Source organism: Halobellus sp. Atlit-38R, assembly GCF_003665925.1.
GTDB lineage: Archaea > Halobacteriota > Halobacteria > Halobacteriales > Haloferacaceae > Haloquadratum > Haloquadratum inordinatus.
The window spans coordinates 170,495-187,295 of sequence record NZ_QXIJ01000003.1 but is presented as its reverse complement, the minus strand read 5'-3'; the positions used below and the strand labels follow the sequence as shown (position 1 = coordinate 187,295).

Here is a 16,801-nt window from a genome sequence, read left to right as displayed (position 1 = left end):
CGCCGGCTCCTGTGGGTCACGAAGGACCTGCCCCGCCAGCCGACGCGGACCGCGCCTCAGTCGTCGTCCGCGGCGGGCGCGACGGCCTCGTCCGCTGTTTTCTCGCTTTCCGCGTCGGTATCGCCGTCCGCCTTGGTGTCGGCTCCCGATCGGCTCACGTCCTCGTCGCCGTCGGCGTCTGGGTCCGCGAACTCCGCGTCGGGATTCCGAATCCAGAGGTCCCCGAAGAGGTCGTCCTGCTGGAGTCGGACGTCGCCGCGGTGCGAGAGAAAGAGCAGCGCGAGGTAGGACGTCACCGGCGTCTCGGCGGCGTCGGCGACCTCCGTGAACAGGACCTCCTCGCGGCCGTTGTCGTAGTGGACGTCGATGGACTCCTGGACGGCCGCGATCGACGTCTCGATGTCCTCGGTGTGGGCCGTGTCGGTCACGTCGGCCGCGGTCGGCTCGTCGGCCTCGCGGAACTCGTCGGCCGAGCGGTAATCGAGCGTTTGGGTCCCGCGGCGGTGGCCGTGCGGCGACTCGGAGGTGTCGTACTCGCGGCGGCGCTTCCACCACGACTGCCGCTCGGCCTCCCGCAGTTCGCGGACGAGTTCGTCGAGCGTCTCTGGCGACCCACGCGCCTGTTTGCGTTCGAGACGCCGGTCCATCTCCGCCTCCAGCGCGTCGACCGGATCGAACCCCGGTGCGCCCGCGCCGTCGCCGCCGCTGTCTGCGATCGGTCCGCCGCTCTCCAGTGCGGCCTCCCACGGTTCGATCTCGTCTTCGGGCTCCTCGTCGTCCGGTTCCAGCAGCGCGTCGCTCTTCATCCGCAGGAGGACGGCCGCATAAAACAGCGCCCGCCCCGAGGTCCGCAGATCGGTCTCGTCGAGACGTTCGAGGAACGCGTCGGTCGCCTCGACGAGGTCGACGTCCCAGGGATCGATTTCGCCCTCCTCGGCCAACTGGACGAGCAGTTCGACGGGCTCGACTTCGTCGTCGTCGACGTCGGCCGACGGGTCGCGCTCCGGACTGCGGTCGGTGCGGAGGCCATCGGTGAGAGCGCCGGTTCCCGGAGCCGACCCGGCTGAGTCAGTCATCCGCCGGCACCTCCGCCTCCTCCTCGTCGCCGTCGTCGCTCAACTGAATCCCGGTGACGGCGCTGACGTTGTCGCCCTGCATCGTCACGCCGATGGCGCGCTCGGAGCGCTCCAGGAGCGCCGAGCGGTGCGAGACGACGACGAACTGGGCGTCCGCCGAGAGGTCGTCGACCATCTCACCCACGCGCTCGGCGTTGGCGGCGTCGAGGAAGGCGTCGACCTCGTCGAGCGCGTAGAACGGCGCGGGATTGTGCCGCTGGATGGCGAAGATGAACGCCAGGGCGGTGAGGGACTTCTCGCCGCCGGACATCGCGTTCAGCCGCTGAATCGGCTTGTCGCCCGGTTGGGCCTTCATCGTCAACCCGCCCTCGAACGGATCGTCGGCGTCTTCGAGGTGAAGTTCGCCCGTCCCGTCGGAGAGGCGCTCGAAGATCTCGGTGAAGTTCTCGTTGATCGCGTCGAACGCCCGCATAAACGTCTCTTTCTTCTGGGCTTCGAAGCGGTCGATCCGCTCCTCGATGGCCTCGCGCTCGTCGACGAGGACGTCCCGACGCTCTTGGAGGTCGTCGAGGTCAGCCTCCACCTCGTCGTACTCGTCGATCGCGAGCATGTTCACCGGTTCGAGCGCCTCCATCGCAGATGAAAGTCGCTCGATCTCGGATTCGACCTCCTCGTGGTCCGGAATGTTCTCGGGGTCGTACTCGCCGACTTCCCCCTCCAACTCGTCGATCTCCCACGACAACCGCTCGACGCTATCTCGGAGCGAGTCCAGTTTCGACTCGACGCGGTCGACGTCGTCGCGCTTCTCGTCGCGCTCGCTCTTGGCTTCTCGAAGCGTCGCCTGCAAGTCCGAGCGGTCCGATTTGAGCTCTTTGAGCTCTTCTTCGAGCGCCTCGACGGCCTCGCGCTTCGCCTCGAGCGCCCCCTCGCGGTCTTCGATTCCGGCCTCTTTCTCGCGGATGACGTCGCGGGCGTCGGCCTTCCGCTCTTGGGCGTTCTCGATCGTCTCTTCGAGGTCCGCGACGGCGTCTTCGGCGTACTCCTTCTCTAACTGGAGTTCGTTGAGCCGGCCGTCGAGGTCGTCCATCCGCTCTTCTTTCTCGTCGATGGACGCGCGGATCTCGTCGGCTTCGGCCGTGAGCTCGGGGATCTTCGAGTCTTCGAGCTCGGATTCGAGGTCGTCGATCTCGGCTTCGACGTCGGCGATTTCGGCGTCGAGGTCGTCGATCTCTGCGTCGATCGTTCGCATCTCCTCGTCGACCTCGGCGCGCTTCTCGCGGAGGCGTTCGATCTCGGCTTCGAGGTCGTCGATCTCGATTTCGGCCTCCTCGACGTCGGCTTCGGCGCCCTCGATCTCGGCCTCGACCGAGCGGACGCGCTCGCGGGCGTCGGCCGCGCGGCTCCGGGCGTCCTCGATGTCTTCGTCGAGTTCGCGGATCTCCGCTTGCAGGCTCCGACGCCGGTCTTCTAGCTCCTCGATCTCCTCTGCGAGTCGTTCGAGCCGGCCGCTGCCGGACTTCGAGAAGGAGTAGCGCGAGCCGCCGCCGGACCCGCCGGTCATCGCGCCGGAGCGCTCGACCAGGTCGCCGTCGAGCGTCACCATCCGGTAGTCGCCCATCAGGTCGCGGGCGGTCTGCATATCCTCGACGACGAGCGTCGAGCCCAGCACGTACGAGAAGACGGGCTCGTACTCGGCGTCGTAGTCGACGAGGTTGCGGGCGAAGTCGACGACGCCGGGGTGATCCGGGAGTCGCGGCAGCCCCCGGTCGTCCATCTTCGTGATCGGCAGGAACGTCGCCCGGCCGGCGTTTCGGGACTTGAGGTAGTCGATGCCGTCAGCGCCGACCCCGTCGTCGTCGACGACGACGTGCGCGAGACGGCCGCCGGCGGCCGTCTCACAGGCAGTCGCGTACTCGCCGTCGACCGCGCCCAACTCGCCCACGGTCCCGTGGACGCCCGCCATCCCGGCGTTGAGGATCGTCGTGACCGCCCGCGGCCAGGAGTTGTCGCCGTCGTCGCCCGCGCGGGCCTCCAGCGTGGCGTACTCCGACTGCTTCGATTGGATCTCCTCGACGACGTCGTCGAGGTCGTCTTTCAGCTCCGCTTTCTCTTCTTGGAGGTCGTCGACGACGCCCTCGATCTTCGATTCGTTCTTCTCGGCCTTGTCGAGTTCCGAGTAGAGGTCCGACACCTCGGCTTTCAGATCGGGCAGCGTCTCGCGGAGGTCCTCGATCTCCGCTTCGGTCTCGGAGATTTCGGTCGCCCGCCGTCGCGTGTCGTCGAGGAGGCGGTCCTTCTCGCGCTGGCGGTCGTTCTGTTCCGTTTTCAGCTCTTCGAGCCGGGCTTTCTTCTCGGCGAGATCGGATTTCAGCTCGTCGTACTCGGTGTCGACGTCGTCGATCTCGGCCTGGACTTCGGCCAGGTCCGTCTCCAGCGAGCCGATGTCGGACTTCACGGAGGCCTTCTCGACTTTGACAGAGCGGATCTCCGCGTCGAGTTCGTCGATCTCCTCCTGCTTGCGGTCGAGTTGGACGAACGCGTTCCGCCGCTCGCTCTCGGCGTCGTCGATTCGCGCTTCGGCCGCCTCGATGGCGTTCTCCAGCCGGTCGATCTCGCCTTTGACCTCCTCGATCTCGGATTTGATCCGGAGCTGTTCGTCCTCGCCCTTCCGTTCGATCTCCCGCGTGAGCGCTTCGAGTTCGTCCTCCAGCCGCGAGACGCGACCCTGTCGGCGGTCGAGTTCCTCGCGGTGCGATTCGAGCTTCGATTCGGTTCGCTCGGCTCGCTCTCGGGTCGCTTCGAGATCCTCGCGCTTGTCTTCGAGTTCGGCGGCCTTCTGATAGCCCTCGTACTCCTCGCGCTCCTCGCGGAGCGACTGGTATTCCAGCGCCGTCTCGCGCTCGTCTTCGAGCTGGTCGAGCCGGGTCTCTTTCTCCTCGATCCGGAGGTCGGCCTCCTCGATCCGGTCTTCGACGGCGTCGAGTTCCTCGAAGGCGTCCTCCTTCTTGGCGTCGAACTCGGCGACGCCGGCGATCTCGTCGATGATGCCCCGGCGCTGGTGGGGCGTCATATTGATGATCTCGGTGACGTCGCCCTGCATCACGACGTTGTAGCCCTCGGGCGTGATGCCCGCTTGCGCGAGGAGGTCCTGGATGTCCGAGAGGTTGCACGAGCGGCCGTTGAGGTAGTAATACGAGTAGTAGTTGTCCTCGGTCTCTTTCACGCGGCGCTTGACGCGGATCTCGGAGACGTCGCCGACGTCGTCGCTGCCCGCGGCGTTGACGACTTGCGAACGTTCCAGCGTGCCGTCCGCGTTGTCGAGGACGACCGTGACGGTGGCCTCTTTGGGTCCGCTCCCGCCGCCGTCGCTGTCGTCGGCGTGACCGGGGTTGTAGATGAGATCAGTCAGCTTCTCGGCGCGGATGCCGCGCGTCCGGGCTAACCCGAGCGCGAACAGTACGCCGTCGATGATGTTCGACTTACCGGAGCCGTTCGGCCCCGTAACGACCGTGAAGTCCTCGTAGAACGGGATACGCGTGGTCCGCCCGAAGCTCTTGAAGCCGTCGAGGACGAGCTCTTTGATGTGCATAGGTTGCTCGTAGCGGGCGGAGCGCCCGATTATGCGACGATGATGTCGTCGTCTTCGGTCGCCGCCTCGTCGTCACCCTCGGTTTCGTCCGTCTTAGTATCGTCGTCCTTCGATTCGACCTCGCTCGGGATGTGGTCGTCCGCGTCGGCGTCGATGAAGTCCGCGTCGTCGGACTGCTGTGCGGACGTTTCGCGGCGCGACTCCGCCTGCGCCGGCGACTCCTGGTGTGGGTCCATCGGGTCTTCCGCGGTGTTCGCCTCGGCGTCGGATTCGGCGGCCGCCTCGGGTTCGGACTGGGTGTCCGACGCCGATTCGGGCTCCGACGCGACGACGTTGTCGTGACCGACCGGACGGGTCCCGGCCGCGAGGTCGACTTCGACCTCCTCTTCGAGGAGCCGAACGCGCTCTTTCGTCTCGACGAGCTCTTCGGTCAGCCCGTTGACGGCGGCCTGTAGCTCCGCGACTTTCGACTCGAGCTCCTCCACACGGTTGCTCATAGGGTAGATAGCCCGTCTCCGGCCACATAAACGTACGTCAGACACCTACCCAGGAAGTGATAGTTGACGTGAATATCCGATTCGACGGACGCCGGTAGCATCGGCTGCGACGGCACGCCGAACCTCTCACCGGAGGTGCCGATCGAAGAACGCTTCGGTCCAGCCGAGCGTGAACGGCCGCTGCGTCTCGTGGACGTCGTGGCCGGCGTCGGCCGCGACCACGCATTCGGCGATGACGTCGCTCTCTTCCAGCATATCGTGGAACAGTTCCGAGGCCATCGCCGGAACGACGTTGTCGTCCTCGCCGTGGAGGAGCAAAATTGGAGGGACGTCGGCCGCGGCGTCCGTCTGTGAGGTGTCCCGCGCTCCCGGCCGCCCGTTACCACCCAGATACGTCGACGGCGACGCTCGCTCCCAGGCGTCCGGTGCCGACTCGCGGTCACCGCCCAGCAGCGCCACGAGATCGTCGGTTTCGGGCTGCTGTTCCAGCGCGTACGTGCCGGCGACGCCGACGGCTGCGGCGAGTCCGTCGTGTGCGCTGGATGCGGTCGCGGCGCCGATCGAAACACCGGCGAACGCCGATTCGTGGGGCGCAAACGACTCCTCTCCGGCCGTCACCGCGGCGAGGACGGCGAGGTGTGCGCCCGTGCCGTGGCCGAACGCGCCGACGCGGTCCGAGTCGACGCCGACGTCGTCCGCGGCGGCGCGAAGCCACCGGATCGCGGCCTTCAGATCCCGAATCTGGGCGGGAAAACTCGCGACGTCGCTGCCGCGATACGCCGGGACGACGCAGACGTAGCCGCGCTCGGCCAGATCGAGCGCGTACCGCGCCAGTTCGCCGCTGCCGGGGGCGCGACCGCGACTGCCGGGAACGAGGACGACGGCGGCGCGGCGGGCGGCATCGGCTGTCCCGAACCCAGCCGTCGCCGGGCGATAGAGATCGAGATGGAGGGGGTTGCCGTCAGGGGTCGCGAAGGTGACCCCGCGGCGAACGTCGATCCCAGCAGCGTCGGCCAGCGAGTCGCTCATCGGGCGTGCCGTCGATGGGACCGAGGGAATAGGTTACGGAAGCGCGAGGAAGACGTCGAATAGCGCCGTGTCTCCTCGGTCATCCACGAACTCCCGTCGCGGCCCACTGCCGGGCCAGGAGGAACAGGCCCGCCGAGAGGACGCTGATGAGTGCCATCCCGAGGAACACGGGGATGTACGTCCCGTACAGGTCGAACGAGAGGTTCGCGAGATAAGGGCCGAGCGCACCCGCGAAGGCTGAGGAGACGGACGCGACACCGAACAGCCCGTTCAGATTCTCCGCTCCGAAGAGGTCTGCCATCACCGGCGTCATCAGCGCCCCGAGTCCGGCGTATCCGAACCCGAACAGCGCCGACATAGCGAGCACCACTCCCGCGTCGTGTATCTGCGTGATCGGAACCGTCAGCACCCCGATCACGACCGCGTTGCCGGCGAGGACGTGCGTCGTGTCCAACCGGTCGGCGAGGTAGCCGGTGACGAACTTCCCGATGGTGTTGGTCGCTCCGATCACGCTGATTGCGAAGACGCCGGCCTGTGCTCCGATATCGACCGACCGGGCGAACTCGACGAAGTTGACCGTCAGCGACAACGGCACGAGATACGATCCGAGAAACGCCAGAAAGAACACAGCGAACGACGGCGATAGCACGACAGATCGGACGTCACGCAACTGTTCACGGGCCGAGGGGTAAGACCGGTCGTCGGCTGTCGTCACGAACTCCGCGGAGGCGTCGATACCGAGCCGTTCCGGCCGGTCGGCAATCAGGACCGTCGCAACTGCGAGGGCGACGCTCACTAACAACGCCAGCGCGAAGTACGCGCGCTGCCAGCCCAGCGCTGCGATCAACAGACGAGCGAACGGTGGCATCGCCATCATCCCGACCCCGGCACCCGCGGTCGCGATCCCCGTGGCGACGCCCCGTCGCCGCTCGAACCAGAACACCGGTGTCACGTATGCAATAACCATCACGATGCTGAATCCGGTACCGACTGCGATCCCATAACACACCAGCACGCCTATGAAACTGGAGAAGATGCTCGTCCCGAACAGGCCGCCGACGATCAGCACAGACCCGAGCGCGAACAGTCGGCGGACGTCGTATCGGTCGATGGTGAACCCGAACACCGCCGCGCCGACGTACATCATCACCGACTGCAGAGAGAAAATAAGAGACGTGTTAGCGTGCGACATCCCGAACGCGGTGACGAGGTGGCCGAAAAAGACGCTGAACGAGTACAGGAGCCCGTAGATCAGCAGCCCGCCGAGAAAGCACGAGGCGACGACGAACCAACCGTAGTAGAGATCTAAGCCGACCAACAGCCGCCGGACGTCGATGAACTGACCGACCCGCGTCGAACGCGGCGGTGAGTTTGGGCCCACAGTTCCAATCGAGCGTTATTGACCGTCCGGCGAAAAAACTCCCGGTGGTATGGGCGCTAGCTGACAGTGGTCGGGGTGGTCTCGATGCCCACCTATCCGACCGTCCCGTTAGCCTTTAGCCCCGCTACGTCGAATCACGCGTCAATGACCGCGAAGGCGCTCTCCCAGCGCGATCTCGCCACCGTCATCGGGTTGGAGGTCCACGTCCAACTCGAGACGGACACGAAGATCTTCTGTGGGTGTTCGACCGAACCGGCGGACGACGAAGAGCCCAACAGCCGTACCTGCCCGATCTGTCTCGGCCTGCCGGGCGCGTTGCCCGTCCTGAACGAGGGGGCCGTCGAGGCCGCCGTGAAGGTCGGCAAGGCGCTCGACGCCGACGTCGCCGAACACACCCGGTTCCACCGGAAGAACTACTACTACCCCGACCTGCCGAAGAACTTCCAGATCACGCAGTACGACGCCCCGATCTGCGCCGACGGCACCCTCGAAGTCTCCGTCGAGGGCGAGCGCCGCGAGATCGGCATCGAACGCGCCCACCTGGAAGAGGACCCGGGCAGCCTCCAGCACAAGGGCGGCAGCATCGACACCGCAGACTACACGCTCGTCGACTACAACCGCGCCGGCACGCCGCTGATGGAGATCGTTACCCGCCCCGACTTCCGTAGCCCTCAGGAGACCCGCGCGTTCCTCGCGAAACTCGAAGAGGTCCTCGAATACCTCAGCGTCTTCGACTCCACGCGCGACGGGTCGCTCCGCGTCGACGCCAACATCTCGCTCGTCCCCGCCGACGAGGTCGACGACGACGGCTCGATCAGCGTCGAGTCGCTGGAGGCGGCCAACCGGACCGAGGTGAAGAACATATCCAGCCACAAGGGCGCAGAGCAGGCGCTCGCCTACGAGGTGACGCGGCAGAAGAACGCCGTCCAGCGCGGTCGCGCGGTCGAACAGGAGACGCGCCACTGGGACGAATCACGCGGCATCACGGTCTCGATGCGCTCGAAGGAAGAAGAAAAGGACTACCGCTACTTCCGCGAGGCCGACCTGCCGCCGCTCGAAGTCTCCGACTGGAAAGCGAAGATCGACATCCCCGAACTCCCCGACGCCCGCCGCGAGCGCTTCCGCGAGGAGTACGGCCTCGACGCCGAGTCGGCGGCGAAACTCACCTCGACGAAGGAGGTCGCAGACTTCTTCGAGGACGTCGCCTCCCAGTTCGATCCCGACCTCGCGGCGACGTGGGTCGCGGACAACTTACTGGGCGAACTCAACTACCGCGATATGGCGATCACCGACGTCGACGACCGTCTCGACGAGTTCACGCGCCTCGTCGAACTCGTCGACGCCGGCGAGATTACGACGAAGAACGCCGAGGAGATCGTCCTCCGGACGATGCTCGACAAGGGCGACGACCCCGATATGGTCATCGAGGCGGAGGGCCTCGGCACGGCCGACGACGACGAGGTCGACGTCGCGGTCGCGGAAGCCATCGAGGAGAACCCCGACGCCGTCGAGGACTACCACGCCGGCGAGGGCGGCGCGATCAACTTCCTCGTGGGGCAAGTGATGCAGAAGACCGGCGGCAGCGCCGACCCCGGCGACGTGAACCAGAAGCTCCGCGAGCGACTCGACGAGTAGCGACCCCGTCTCGATCCGAGGAGTTGCGACGCCCGCCACACTGCGAGCGCCTGAAACGGCTGTTTCGCGCGCACGGGCACGCTGTCCGCTGATTTTGCACGATTCGGCGCGAAAGCTTTAGGCCGGCCCCTCGCTTATCGCCGGGCAATGAGTCAGGGCCCGGAACTGATCATCACCGAGAAGGACAACGCCGCTCGGCGGATCGCCGACATCCTGAGCGGAGGGTCCGCCGAGGCCGACCGCCTCAACGGCGTGAACGTCTACAAGTGGGGCGGCAAGCGCTGTATCGGCCTCTCAGGCCACGTCGTCGGCGTCGACTTCCCGCCGGAGTACAACGACTGGCGGGACGTCGAGCCGGTCGAACTGATCGACGCACCGATCGACAAGCATCCGACCCAGGAGAACATCGTCGCGGCGCTCCGTCGTCTCGCCCGCCGCGCCGGCCGCGTCGTCATCGCGACCGACTACGACCGCGAGGGCGAACTCATCGGCAAGGAGGCCTACGAACTCGTCCGCGAGGTCAACGACGACGTCCCGGTCGACCGCGTCCGTTTCTCCTCGATCACGGAGAACGAGGTGACCGACGCCTTCGAGAACCCCGACGAACTCGACTTCGACCTCGCGGCCGCCGGCGAGGCCCGCCAGATCATCGACCTCGTGTGGGGGGCGGCGCTCACGCGCTTTCTCTCGCTGTCGGCGCGCCAACTCGGCGACGACTTCATCTCCGTCGGCCGGGTCCAGGGGCCGACGCTGAAGCTCATCGTCGACCGCGAGCGCGAGATCGAGGCGTTCGACCCCGAAGACTACTGGGAGCTGTTTGCGGACCTCGAAAAGGACGACGCCGACGAAGACGGCTCCTTCGAGGCCCAGTACTTCTACCTCGACGAGGACGGCAACGAAGCCGAGCGCGTCTGGGACGAAGAGACGGCTGATGAAGCCTACGAGACCCTCCGGTCGTCGTCGACGGCGTCGGTCGAGTCGGTCCGTCGGCGCACCCGGACCGACGATCCGCCAGCGCCGTTCAACACGACGCAGTTCATCCGCGCTGCGGGTTCGATCGGCTACTCCGCCCAGCGCGCGATGAGCATCGCCGAGGACCTCTACACCGCCGGCTATCTCACCTACCCGCGGACGGACAACACCGTCTACCCCGACGACCTCGACCCCCGGGAGCTCCTGGATTCGTTCGCCGGCACGCGGGACTTCGGCGACGACGCGAAATCGCTGCTCGACCAGGAGGAGATCGAACCGACCGCCGGCGACGAGGAGACGACAGACCACCCGCCGATCCACCCGACCGGCGAACTGCCCAGTCATTCTGAACTCACCGAAGACGAGTGGGAGGTCTACGAACTCGTCGTCCGGCGGTTCTTCGCGACCGTCGCCGAGGCGGCCACCTGGGAGCACCTCCGCGTCGTCGCGACCGTCGCTGGCGACGACGAGGACCTCTCGCTGAAGGCCAACGGCAAGCGACTCCTCGACCCGGGTTACCACGCGGTCTACCCGTACTCCAACGCCAGCGAGTCGTTCGTCCCCGACGTCGCCGAGGGCGAGGAACTGACCGTCACCGACACTCGCCTCGACGCAAAGCAGACTCAGCCGCCGCGGCGCTACGGGCAGTCGCGGCTCATCGAGACGATGGAACAGATGGGCATCGGGACGAAGGCGACCCGCCACGACGTCATCCAGAAGCTGTACGACCGCGGGTACATCGAGAGCGACCCGCCGCGACCGACGCGACTGGCCCGGTCGGTCGTCGAGGCCTCCGAGGAGTTCGCCGACCGCATCGTGAGCGAGGAGATGACGGCCCAACTGGAGGAAGATATGCAGGCCATCGCCCGCGGCGAGGCGACGCTCGACGAGGTGACAGACGAGTCCCGCGAGATTCTCGAATCGGTGTTCGAGGGGCTGATGGAGTCCGGCGAGGAAGTTGGAAAACACCTCCAGGAGTCGCTGAAGGCGGACAAGACCGTCGGCGAGTGCCCCGAGTGCGGCGGCGACCTCGTGATCCGAAAGAGCCGACAGGGCTCGTACTTCATCGGGTGTGACTCCTATCCGGACTGCACCTACACGCTCCCGCTGCCCTCGACCGGGAAGCCGCTCATCTTAGAGGAGACCTGCGACGAACACGGCCTGCACCACATCAAGATGCTCGCGGGCCGCAAGACGTTCGTCCACGGCTGTCCGCTCTGTAAGGCCGAAGAGGCCGACGAGCAGGAAGATCTGGTGATCGGGCCGTGTCCCGAATGCGGTGAGAGCGCGGCGTCGGAGACGCCGCGAGACGAAGGCGGCGACGGCGAAGCGGGCGGCGAACTCGCGATCAAACGCCTCCGCTCGGGGTCGCGGCTCGTCGGCTGTACGCGCTATCCCGACTGTGAGTACTCGCTTCCCTTACCGCGCCGCGGCGACATCGAGGTGACAGACGAGATCTGTGAGGAACACGACCTCCCGGAACTCCGGATCACCTACGACGACGACAGTGAGCCGTGGGATCTCGGCTGTCCGATCTGCAACTACCGCGAGTATCAGGCCGAGCAGAGCGAGAGCGGTTCCGACCTCGAAAGCGTCAGCGGCATCGGCGAGAAGACGGCCGAGAAACTCAAAGACGCCGGCGTCGAGGACGTCGCCTCGCTCAAAGAGGTCGAACCGGATGCGCTGGCCGAAAAGGTCGACGGCGTCGGTCCCGACACGGTGCGGAAGTGGCAGGCGAACGCCGATTGAGGCCCTGTTGCGGATCTGTCCCGACTGAAAGCGACTTCCGTGCGGCGTCCGTCGCTCCGAGTATGTGGAGACGCTCGGGGCCAGCTGTCGTCGCTCGAACGCGGACACAGAGCGGGGCCGTACGATGATCGGTGACACCGACGGGCGCGTGATCGCGCTCGGGCTCGCCCGGATGGCGGACGCGCTCGGCAACTCCTTTCTCATCATCGTGCTGCCGCTGTACATCGCGAGTGGCCAGGTATCGCTGGGCGGTCTCGTCGGCGGCGACCTCTTCGGCGTCGCCGTCGGCGAGGAGTTACTCATCGGGTTCGTCCTGTCGCTGTTCGGGTTCGTCAACAGTTTCGGGCAACCGTTCACCGGTCGTCTGTCCGATCGGTTGGGCAAGCGCAAGTCGTTCGTCCTCTTCGGCCTGGTGTTGTTCGCTATCGGGAGCGTCGCGTATCCGTTCTTGACCGACTACTGGGCGGTCCTCGTCGCCCGTGGCTTCCAGGGGATCGGTGCCGCGTTCACGGTTCCGGCGACCGTCGCGCTCGTCAACGACTACGCCCGCTCGGACAGCGAACGCGGGGGTAACTTCGGCGTCTTCAACACGTTTCGGTTGATCGGGTTCGGCTTCGGTCCGATCGTCGCCGGCGTCGTCATCCGATTCGGGCCGTACCCGACCCCGTTCGGCCTGCTCTCGGGCTTCGACGCGGCGTTCGGCGTCGCCGTGGCCGGGGCCATCGTGAGCTTCCTGCTCGTCTACGCGGTAGTGAACGACCCGCCGACGCTCGACGCCGAGGCCGGCGACGACCTCTCGGTTCGGATTCTCGAACGGAGCGGGCCGGGACGGTTCGACTCGGTGTTCGTCCTCGGCGTCGCCACGTTCTTTATGGCGATGACGATCGCGCTGTTCGCGCCGCTGGAAGCGCCCATACGCGCCCGCCTGAACGAGGGGACGTTCCTCTTCAGCGTCCAGTTCGCGGCCGTCGTCATCGCGAACGTCCTGCTCCAGATCCCGATCGGAAGCGCGAGCGACACCTACGGCCGTCGGCCTTTCCTGCTCGCTGGATTCGTGATCCTCGTCCCCGCCGTCTTCGCGCAGGGCGTCGTCTCGACGCCGCTGACGATGCTCGTCGCACGTCTCCTCCAGGGCGTCGCGGTCGCGCTGGTGTTCGCGCCGTCGCTCGCGCTCGCGGGCGACCTGGCACGCGAGGGACAATCGGGCAGCACCCTTTCGGTGCTGACGATGGCGTTCGGGCTCGGCGTCGCGGTCGGGCCACTCACCGCCGGCTTCCTGTACAACGCCGGTCGGCTGTCGACGCCGTTCACCTTCGGTGCGGTCGCGGCGCTCGTCGCGCTCGTTCTCGTGTACACCCAGGTCCGCGAGTCGCTGCCGACCGACGCCGACAGCGGTGCCACGCCGCTCGGCGAGGACTAACCGGGCGCTATCCGTCAGTGATATAGCTCGAACCGAACTGCGCGTCACCCCGCCAGCGACAAGCCCGGAGCGCACAGGGCGGTCACGCCATCTGCGCGCTCACACCGCGATTTCGGTCTCGTGGGCCGCGGTCGCGAGCGCGTCGCGAACGGTTTCGGCGGCGTCGAGTTCCTCGGCCTCCGCGACGTTCTCCATCAGGACCGTCTCCGAGGGGAACAGGTGCTCGCCGAGGACGAGGCCGTGATCGCGGGCGGTCGAGCCGGTCATCGTCAGATAGACGCCGAGACCGACGTCCGCGATGGCCGCTTCCTCCTCGCGGTCGTCGTCGGGGTAGGCAAAGGAGATGCCGTCGAGCGGTCGCGTACCGAGGACGGCCTCGACGAGCCGTTCGTACCGCGGGGAGATGCACAGTTCGCCCTCGTAGCCGGCGACGAACTCGCGGTCGAGGTCGGCCCCCGGTGGCAGAATCTCCGGGCGGGCCATCAGCGTGTGATAGACGGTGTCGCCGAGTCCCGAGACGACCCGCACGTCGGTGTTCATCGGGTCGATCCGGGCGTTGACGTCGGCGATCGAGCCGACGCCTTCGGGTTCGAGTTCGACGACCTCCTCTAAGACCAGATCCGCGCTGTCGAAGCCCAGGCCGAACTCGTGGGTGCGGAGCGCGCGGAAGGGTTCCTCGCGACCGACGAACTGGACCGGGACGCCGTCGATGTCGACGGTGAGGCTGTCGAAGACGATCCGCCGGGGCATCCCCTGGCGGTCGTCGCGGAGGAGCGTGTACTCGGGCTCGTAGTCGTCCTCGAGATCGGAGTACGTCGCGAGCCGCTGGTAGATGTCCGCGCCCGGCTGGGTATGGCCCTTCGTGACCGCTTTCTCGTGGCGGAGCGTCGAGATGATCTCGTCGGCCACGGTCTCGACGTCGGCCGCGCTGCCGGCGGCGCTTCGCTCGGCAACGTCGGCGACGCGTTCGAGAACGGCTTCGAGGGGTCGGCCCTTGCGGGGGACGGCGACGCGAATCGCCTCCGTCTCAGTCATTGTCGAACGCACGGGGTGGCGCGCTAAACAGATTGCGCTTCGCGGTTACGTCTCTCGGAGGGGACTCGACCCGCTCACTGACCGCCGGGGCCGAAGGCGTCGTTGAGGCGGTCGCGGAACGTCTGCAGTTCTTCGATGTCGCGTTCGATGGACTCGAAGCGATCGAGTTCGGCCGAGAGTGCGGACATATCGGCCCGAAGCTCGTCGATCTCGGCTTCGAGCGAGTCGCGGACGTCGACGACGTCGCCGTCGAGCGTCGCGATGTCCTCCCGGACGTCGCCCATCTCCTCGTCGAGCCGCGAGACGCGCGCGTCGGTCTCGTCTACGTCCATCGCGACGTCGTCGACGTCGGCTGCGACGCCCTCTAGGTCGGACGACATCCCGTCTACGTCGGCCGCGAGTCCGTCGACGTCAGCCGCAACCTCCCCCATCTCGGAAGCCACGTCGTCGACGTCTGCTGCGACCCTGTCGACGTCTGCTTCGACGTCGCCGACGTCGGCTGCGACTGTCTCGACGTCGCTCGCAACGTCGTCGACGCCCACCTCGACGTCCGCGACACGGTCTGCGGTCGCGTCGAGTCGCTCTTCGAGCCCGTCGGCTCGCTCACGAAGGTCGTCGAGGCCGGCTGCGGCGGCCGAGGCGGTCTCGTCGATCTCGCCGACCCGCCGCGTCGTCTCAGTGAGCCGCTCGTCGTTCGCGTCGACGTCTTCGTGGAGGCCCGACACGTCCGCGCGAATCTCCTCGCGGTCCGTCTCGGCGGCGTCGAGCGAGGCCTGCAGATCGTCGAGTTCCGCGGTGATCTCGTTCAGTTCCGTGTCGAGGCGCTCGACCAGTTCCGCGCCGGTGCCCTCCTCGTCGATGAACTCCGCGAGCGCGTCGGCGTAGGCGTTGAGCTCCTCCATCTGCGCCTGCACGCGCCGGAGGCGAACGTCCGCGCTCCGTGGCAGCCCGACGTCGAGTTCGCCGCGGAGCGTATCGAGATCGGACTCGGAGACGTTCCCGGCACGGATTTCCTCGGCGAGCGTCGCCGCCAAGCCCCCGGACGCTGCGGTTCCGGCTTCCGCGGCGGCGGACGCCGACTGGGTACCGGCCGACTGCGTCGATGCTGGCTCAGCGCTCACGTCGGTGCCGGACTCGGCGCTCGCATCGGTGCCGGACTCGTCGGCTGCGGCGGCCACTCCGACGTCAGAAGCGTTCACACCCGGTTCGTCGACGTGTTCTTCGACGTGTTCGTCCATATCGAGATAGTCGTCTGCGTTACTCTCTCCGGACGCCGTTGCTTCGGGTGCCTCGTCGGCCGCGTCGGCGTCGGCATCTTCTTTGCCCTCTGCATCCGACTCCACCGGCTCCGCACTCTCCTCGTCGGCCTCGTCTGATTCCACTGGCGTACTCTCGCCGTCGTCTCGCTGGCGTAGTGCGGGCGTGAGATCAGTCGCTATCTCGCGCGGGATGGCTCCGGGCCCCGCGGCCACGTCCGATGCGTCCGCCAGGCTGGCGGTCGCGTCCGACTCCGCTGCCGCCGTTCCTGCATCGCCCTCTGCCGTGGCGTCGCCTGCGTCCGCTTCTCCCGCGACACTGTCTGCGTCGCCCGCGTCCACTTCTCCCGCGACACTGTCCGCGTCGCCTTCTGCTGCGTCGCCTGTGGCGTCTTCTACTGCGGCGTCGTCGGTGACGCTCTCGGCTGCCGCCTCGGCGCTGGTCTCCGCGCCGAGTACCGGATCGTCCGAACGCGCGTCGTCGGCGTCCACCGCTGCGGACGATTCGACGGCGTCCGGCACCGGCTCCTGTTCGTGCTCTGGTTCGTGTCCGACCGACTGCTCGTGTCCGAGGTCTCCGTTAGGCTCGCTTTCGGTCGCAAGCCGTCCGTTGCCCTGCAGGGCGTCGCGGACGAGTTGGCTCCGGTCCGCGCCGAGGATGTCTTCGACCTCGGCGCCGGTCTGGTCGTCGCTGGATTCTTCGGGTGCGGGCGGGCGTTCGAGAATCGGCTCGCCGAGGAATCCCTCGACGTCCGAGATCTGTTCGAGACGGATCCCGTACACCGTCGTCGTCTCCTCGCCGGGGTCGAGGGTCCGCTCGTACTCGACGCGGTGGTCCTTGTAAGCGGTCCAGTTGTCGCTCTCGTAGTCCGGATGGAAGCCGACCCCTTCCATCGGGAAGTCCTCGGGGATCTGATCGACGAGCCGTACGTGTACGGGCTCGTCGCTCTCGGAGTCGAGCCGGAACTTGATCGCCGGAACCGGGAACTCGTCGCCGACGAACGACTTCTCTACGCGCACGTCGTCGTCTGACACGGCGGTCGTTCTATCGGCGTCGGACTCGTGGCTCATAGGCCACCTTACCGAAACTGCTCACATAAAACAACCGGGCAAAATACCGTTCCTGATAGCGTCGGCCGGGGTCGTGGCGGTTCTTCCCGCT

Annotated in this window: 10 protein-coding genes; 3 read left to right on the top strand and 7 right to left on the bottom strand. The window is 66.8% G+C overall.

Features of this window, described 5'->3' with window-relative positions; translation table 11 throughout:
- Positions 1–56: 56 nt before the first annotated feature.
- The 5 genes from D3D02_RS05510 to D3D02_RS05490 all read right to left on the bottom strand — a co-directional run bounded on the left by D3D02_RS05510 (position 57) and on the right by D3D02_RS05490 (position 7,572).
- Positions 57–1,076, bottom strand: a complete 1,020-nt coding sequence (locus tag D3D02_RS05510) for a ScpA family protein (protein WP_121568981.1) — start codon at positions 1,074–1,076, stop codon at positions 57–59.
- Entirely contained in the window at positions 1,069–4,665 is a 3,597-nt protein-coding gene (smc, locus tag D3D02_RS05505) for a chromosome segregation protein SMC (RefSeq protein ID WP_121568980.1), read from the bottom strand. Before smc ends, D3D02_RS05510 begins: the two co-directional genes overlap by 8 nt.
- Before the next feature lie 29 nt (positions 4,666–4,694).
- The gene (locus D3D02_RS05500; protein ID WP_121568979.1) at positions 4,695–5,162 is read right to left on the bottom strand and encodes a hypothetical protein; all 468 of its coding nucleotides are present in this window, start codon (positions 5,160–5,162) and stop codon (positions 4,695–4,697) included.
- A gap of 126 nt (positions 5,163–5,288) precedes the next feature.
- Entirely contained in the window at positions 5,289–6,191 is a 903-nt protein-coding gene (locus D3D02_RS05495; RefSeq protein WP_121568978.1) for an alpha/beta fold hydrolase, read from the bottom strand.
- 79 nt (positions 6,192–6,270) lie between these two features.
- The gene (locus D3D02_RS05490; RefSeq protein ID WP_158599321.1) at positions 6,271–7,572 is read right to left on the bottom strand and encodes an MFS transporter; all 1,302 of its coding nucleotides are present in this window, start codon (positions 7,570–7,572) and stop codon (positions 6,271–6,273) included.
- Positions 7,573–7,716: 144 nt separating this feature from the next.
- On the opposite strand from D3D02_RS05490, the gene gatB reads away from it, so the two are divergent.
- The 3 genes from gatB (at position 7,717) to D3D02_RS05475 (ending at position 13,348) form a co-directional block, all read left to right on the top strand.
- A complete protein-coding gene (gatB, locus tag D3D02_RS05485) occupies positions 7,717–9,207 on the top strand; it encodes an Asp-tRNA(Asn)/Glu-tRNA(Gln) amidotransferase subunit GatB (RefSeq protein ID WP_121568976.1) in 1,491 nt (496 codons plus the stop codon).
- 147 nt (positions 9,208–9,354) lie between these two features.
- The gene (locus D3D02_RS05480) at positions 9,355–11,928 is read left to right on the top strand and encodes a DNA topoisomerase I (protein ID WP_121568975.1); all 2,574 of its coding nucleotides are present in this window, start codon (positions 9,355–9,357) and stop codon (positions 11,926–11,928) included.
- A 124-nt stretch (positions 11,929–12,052) separates the two neighbouring features.
- Positions 12,053–13,348: an MFS transporter gene (locus D3D02_RS05475; protein WP_121568974.1), complete on the top strand. Its 1,296-nt coding sequence runs from the start codon at positions 12,053–12,055 to the stop codon at positions 13,346–13,348.
- A gap of 99 nt (positions 13,349–13,447) precedes the next feature.
- On the opposite strand, the gene D3D02_RS05470 is transcribed toward D3D02_RS05475, so the two are convergent.
- Both D3D02_RS05470 and D3D02_RS05465 read right to left on the bottom strand, forming a co-directional pair.
- Complete coding sequence (locus tag D3D02_RS05470; RefSeq protein WP_121568973.1) at positions 13,448–14,383, bottom strand: hypothetical protein; 936 nt, start codon at positions 14,381–14,383, stop codon at positions 13,448–13,450.
- A gap of 74 nt (positions 14,384–14,457) precedes the next feature.
- On the bottom strand, positions 14,458–16,710 hold the full coding sequence (locus D3D02_RS05465) for a hypothetical protein (RefSeq protein ID WP_121568972.1): 2,253 nt from the start codon (positions 16,708–16,710) through the stop codon (positions 14,458–14,460).
- Positions 16,711–16,801 lie beyond the last annotated feature (91 nt).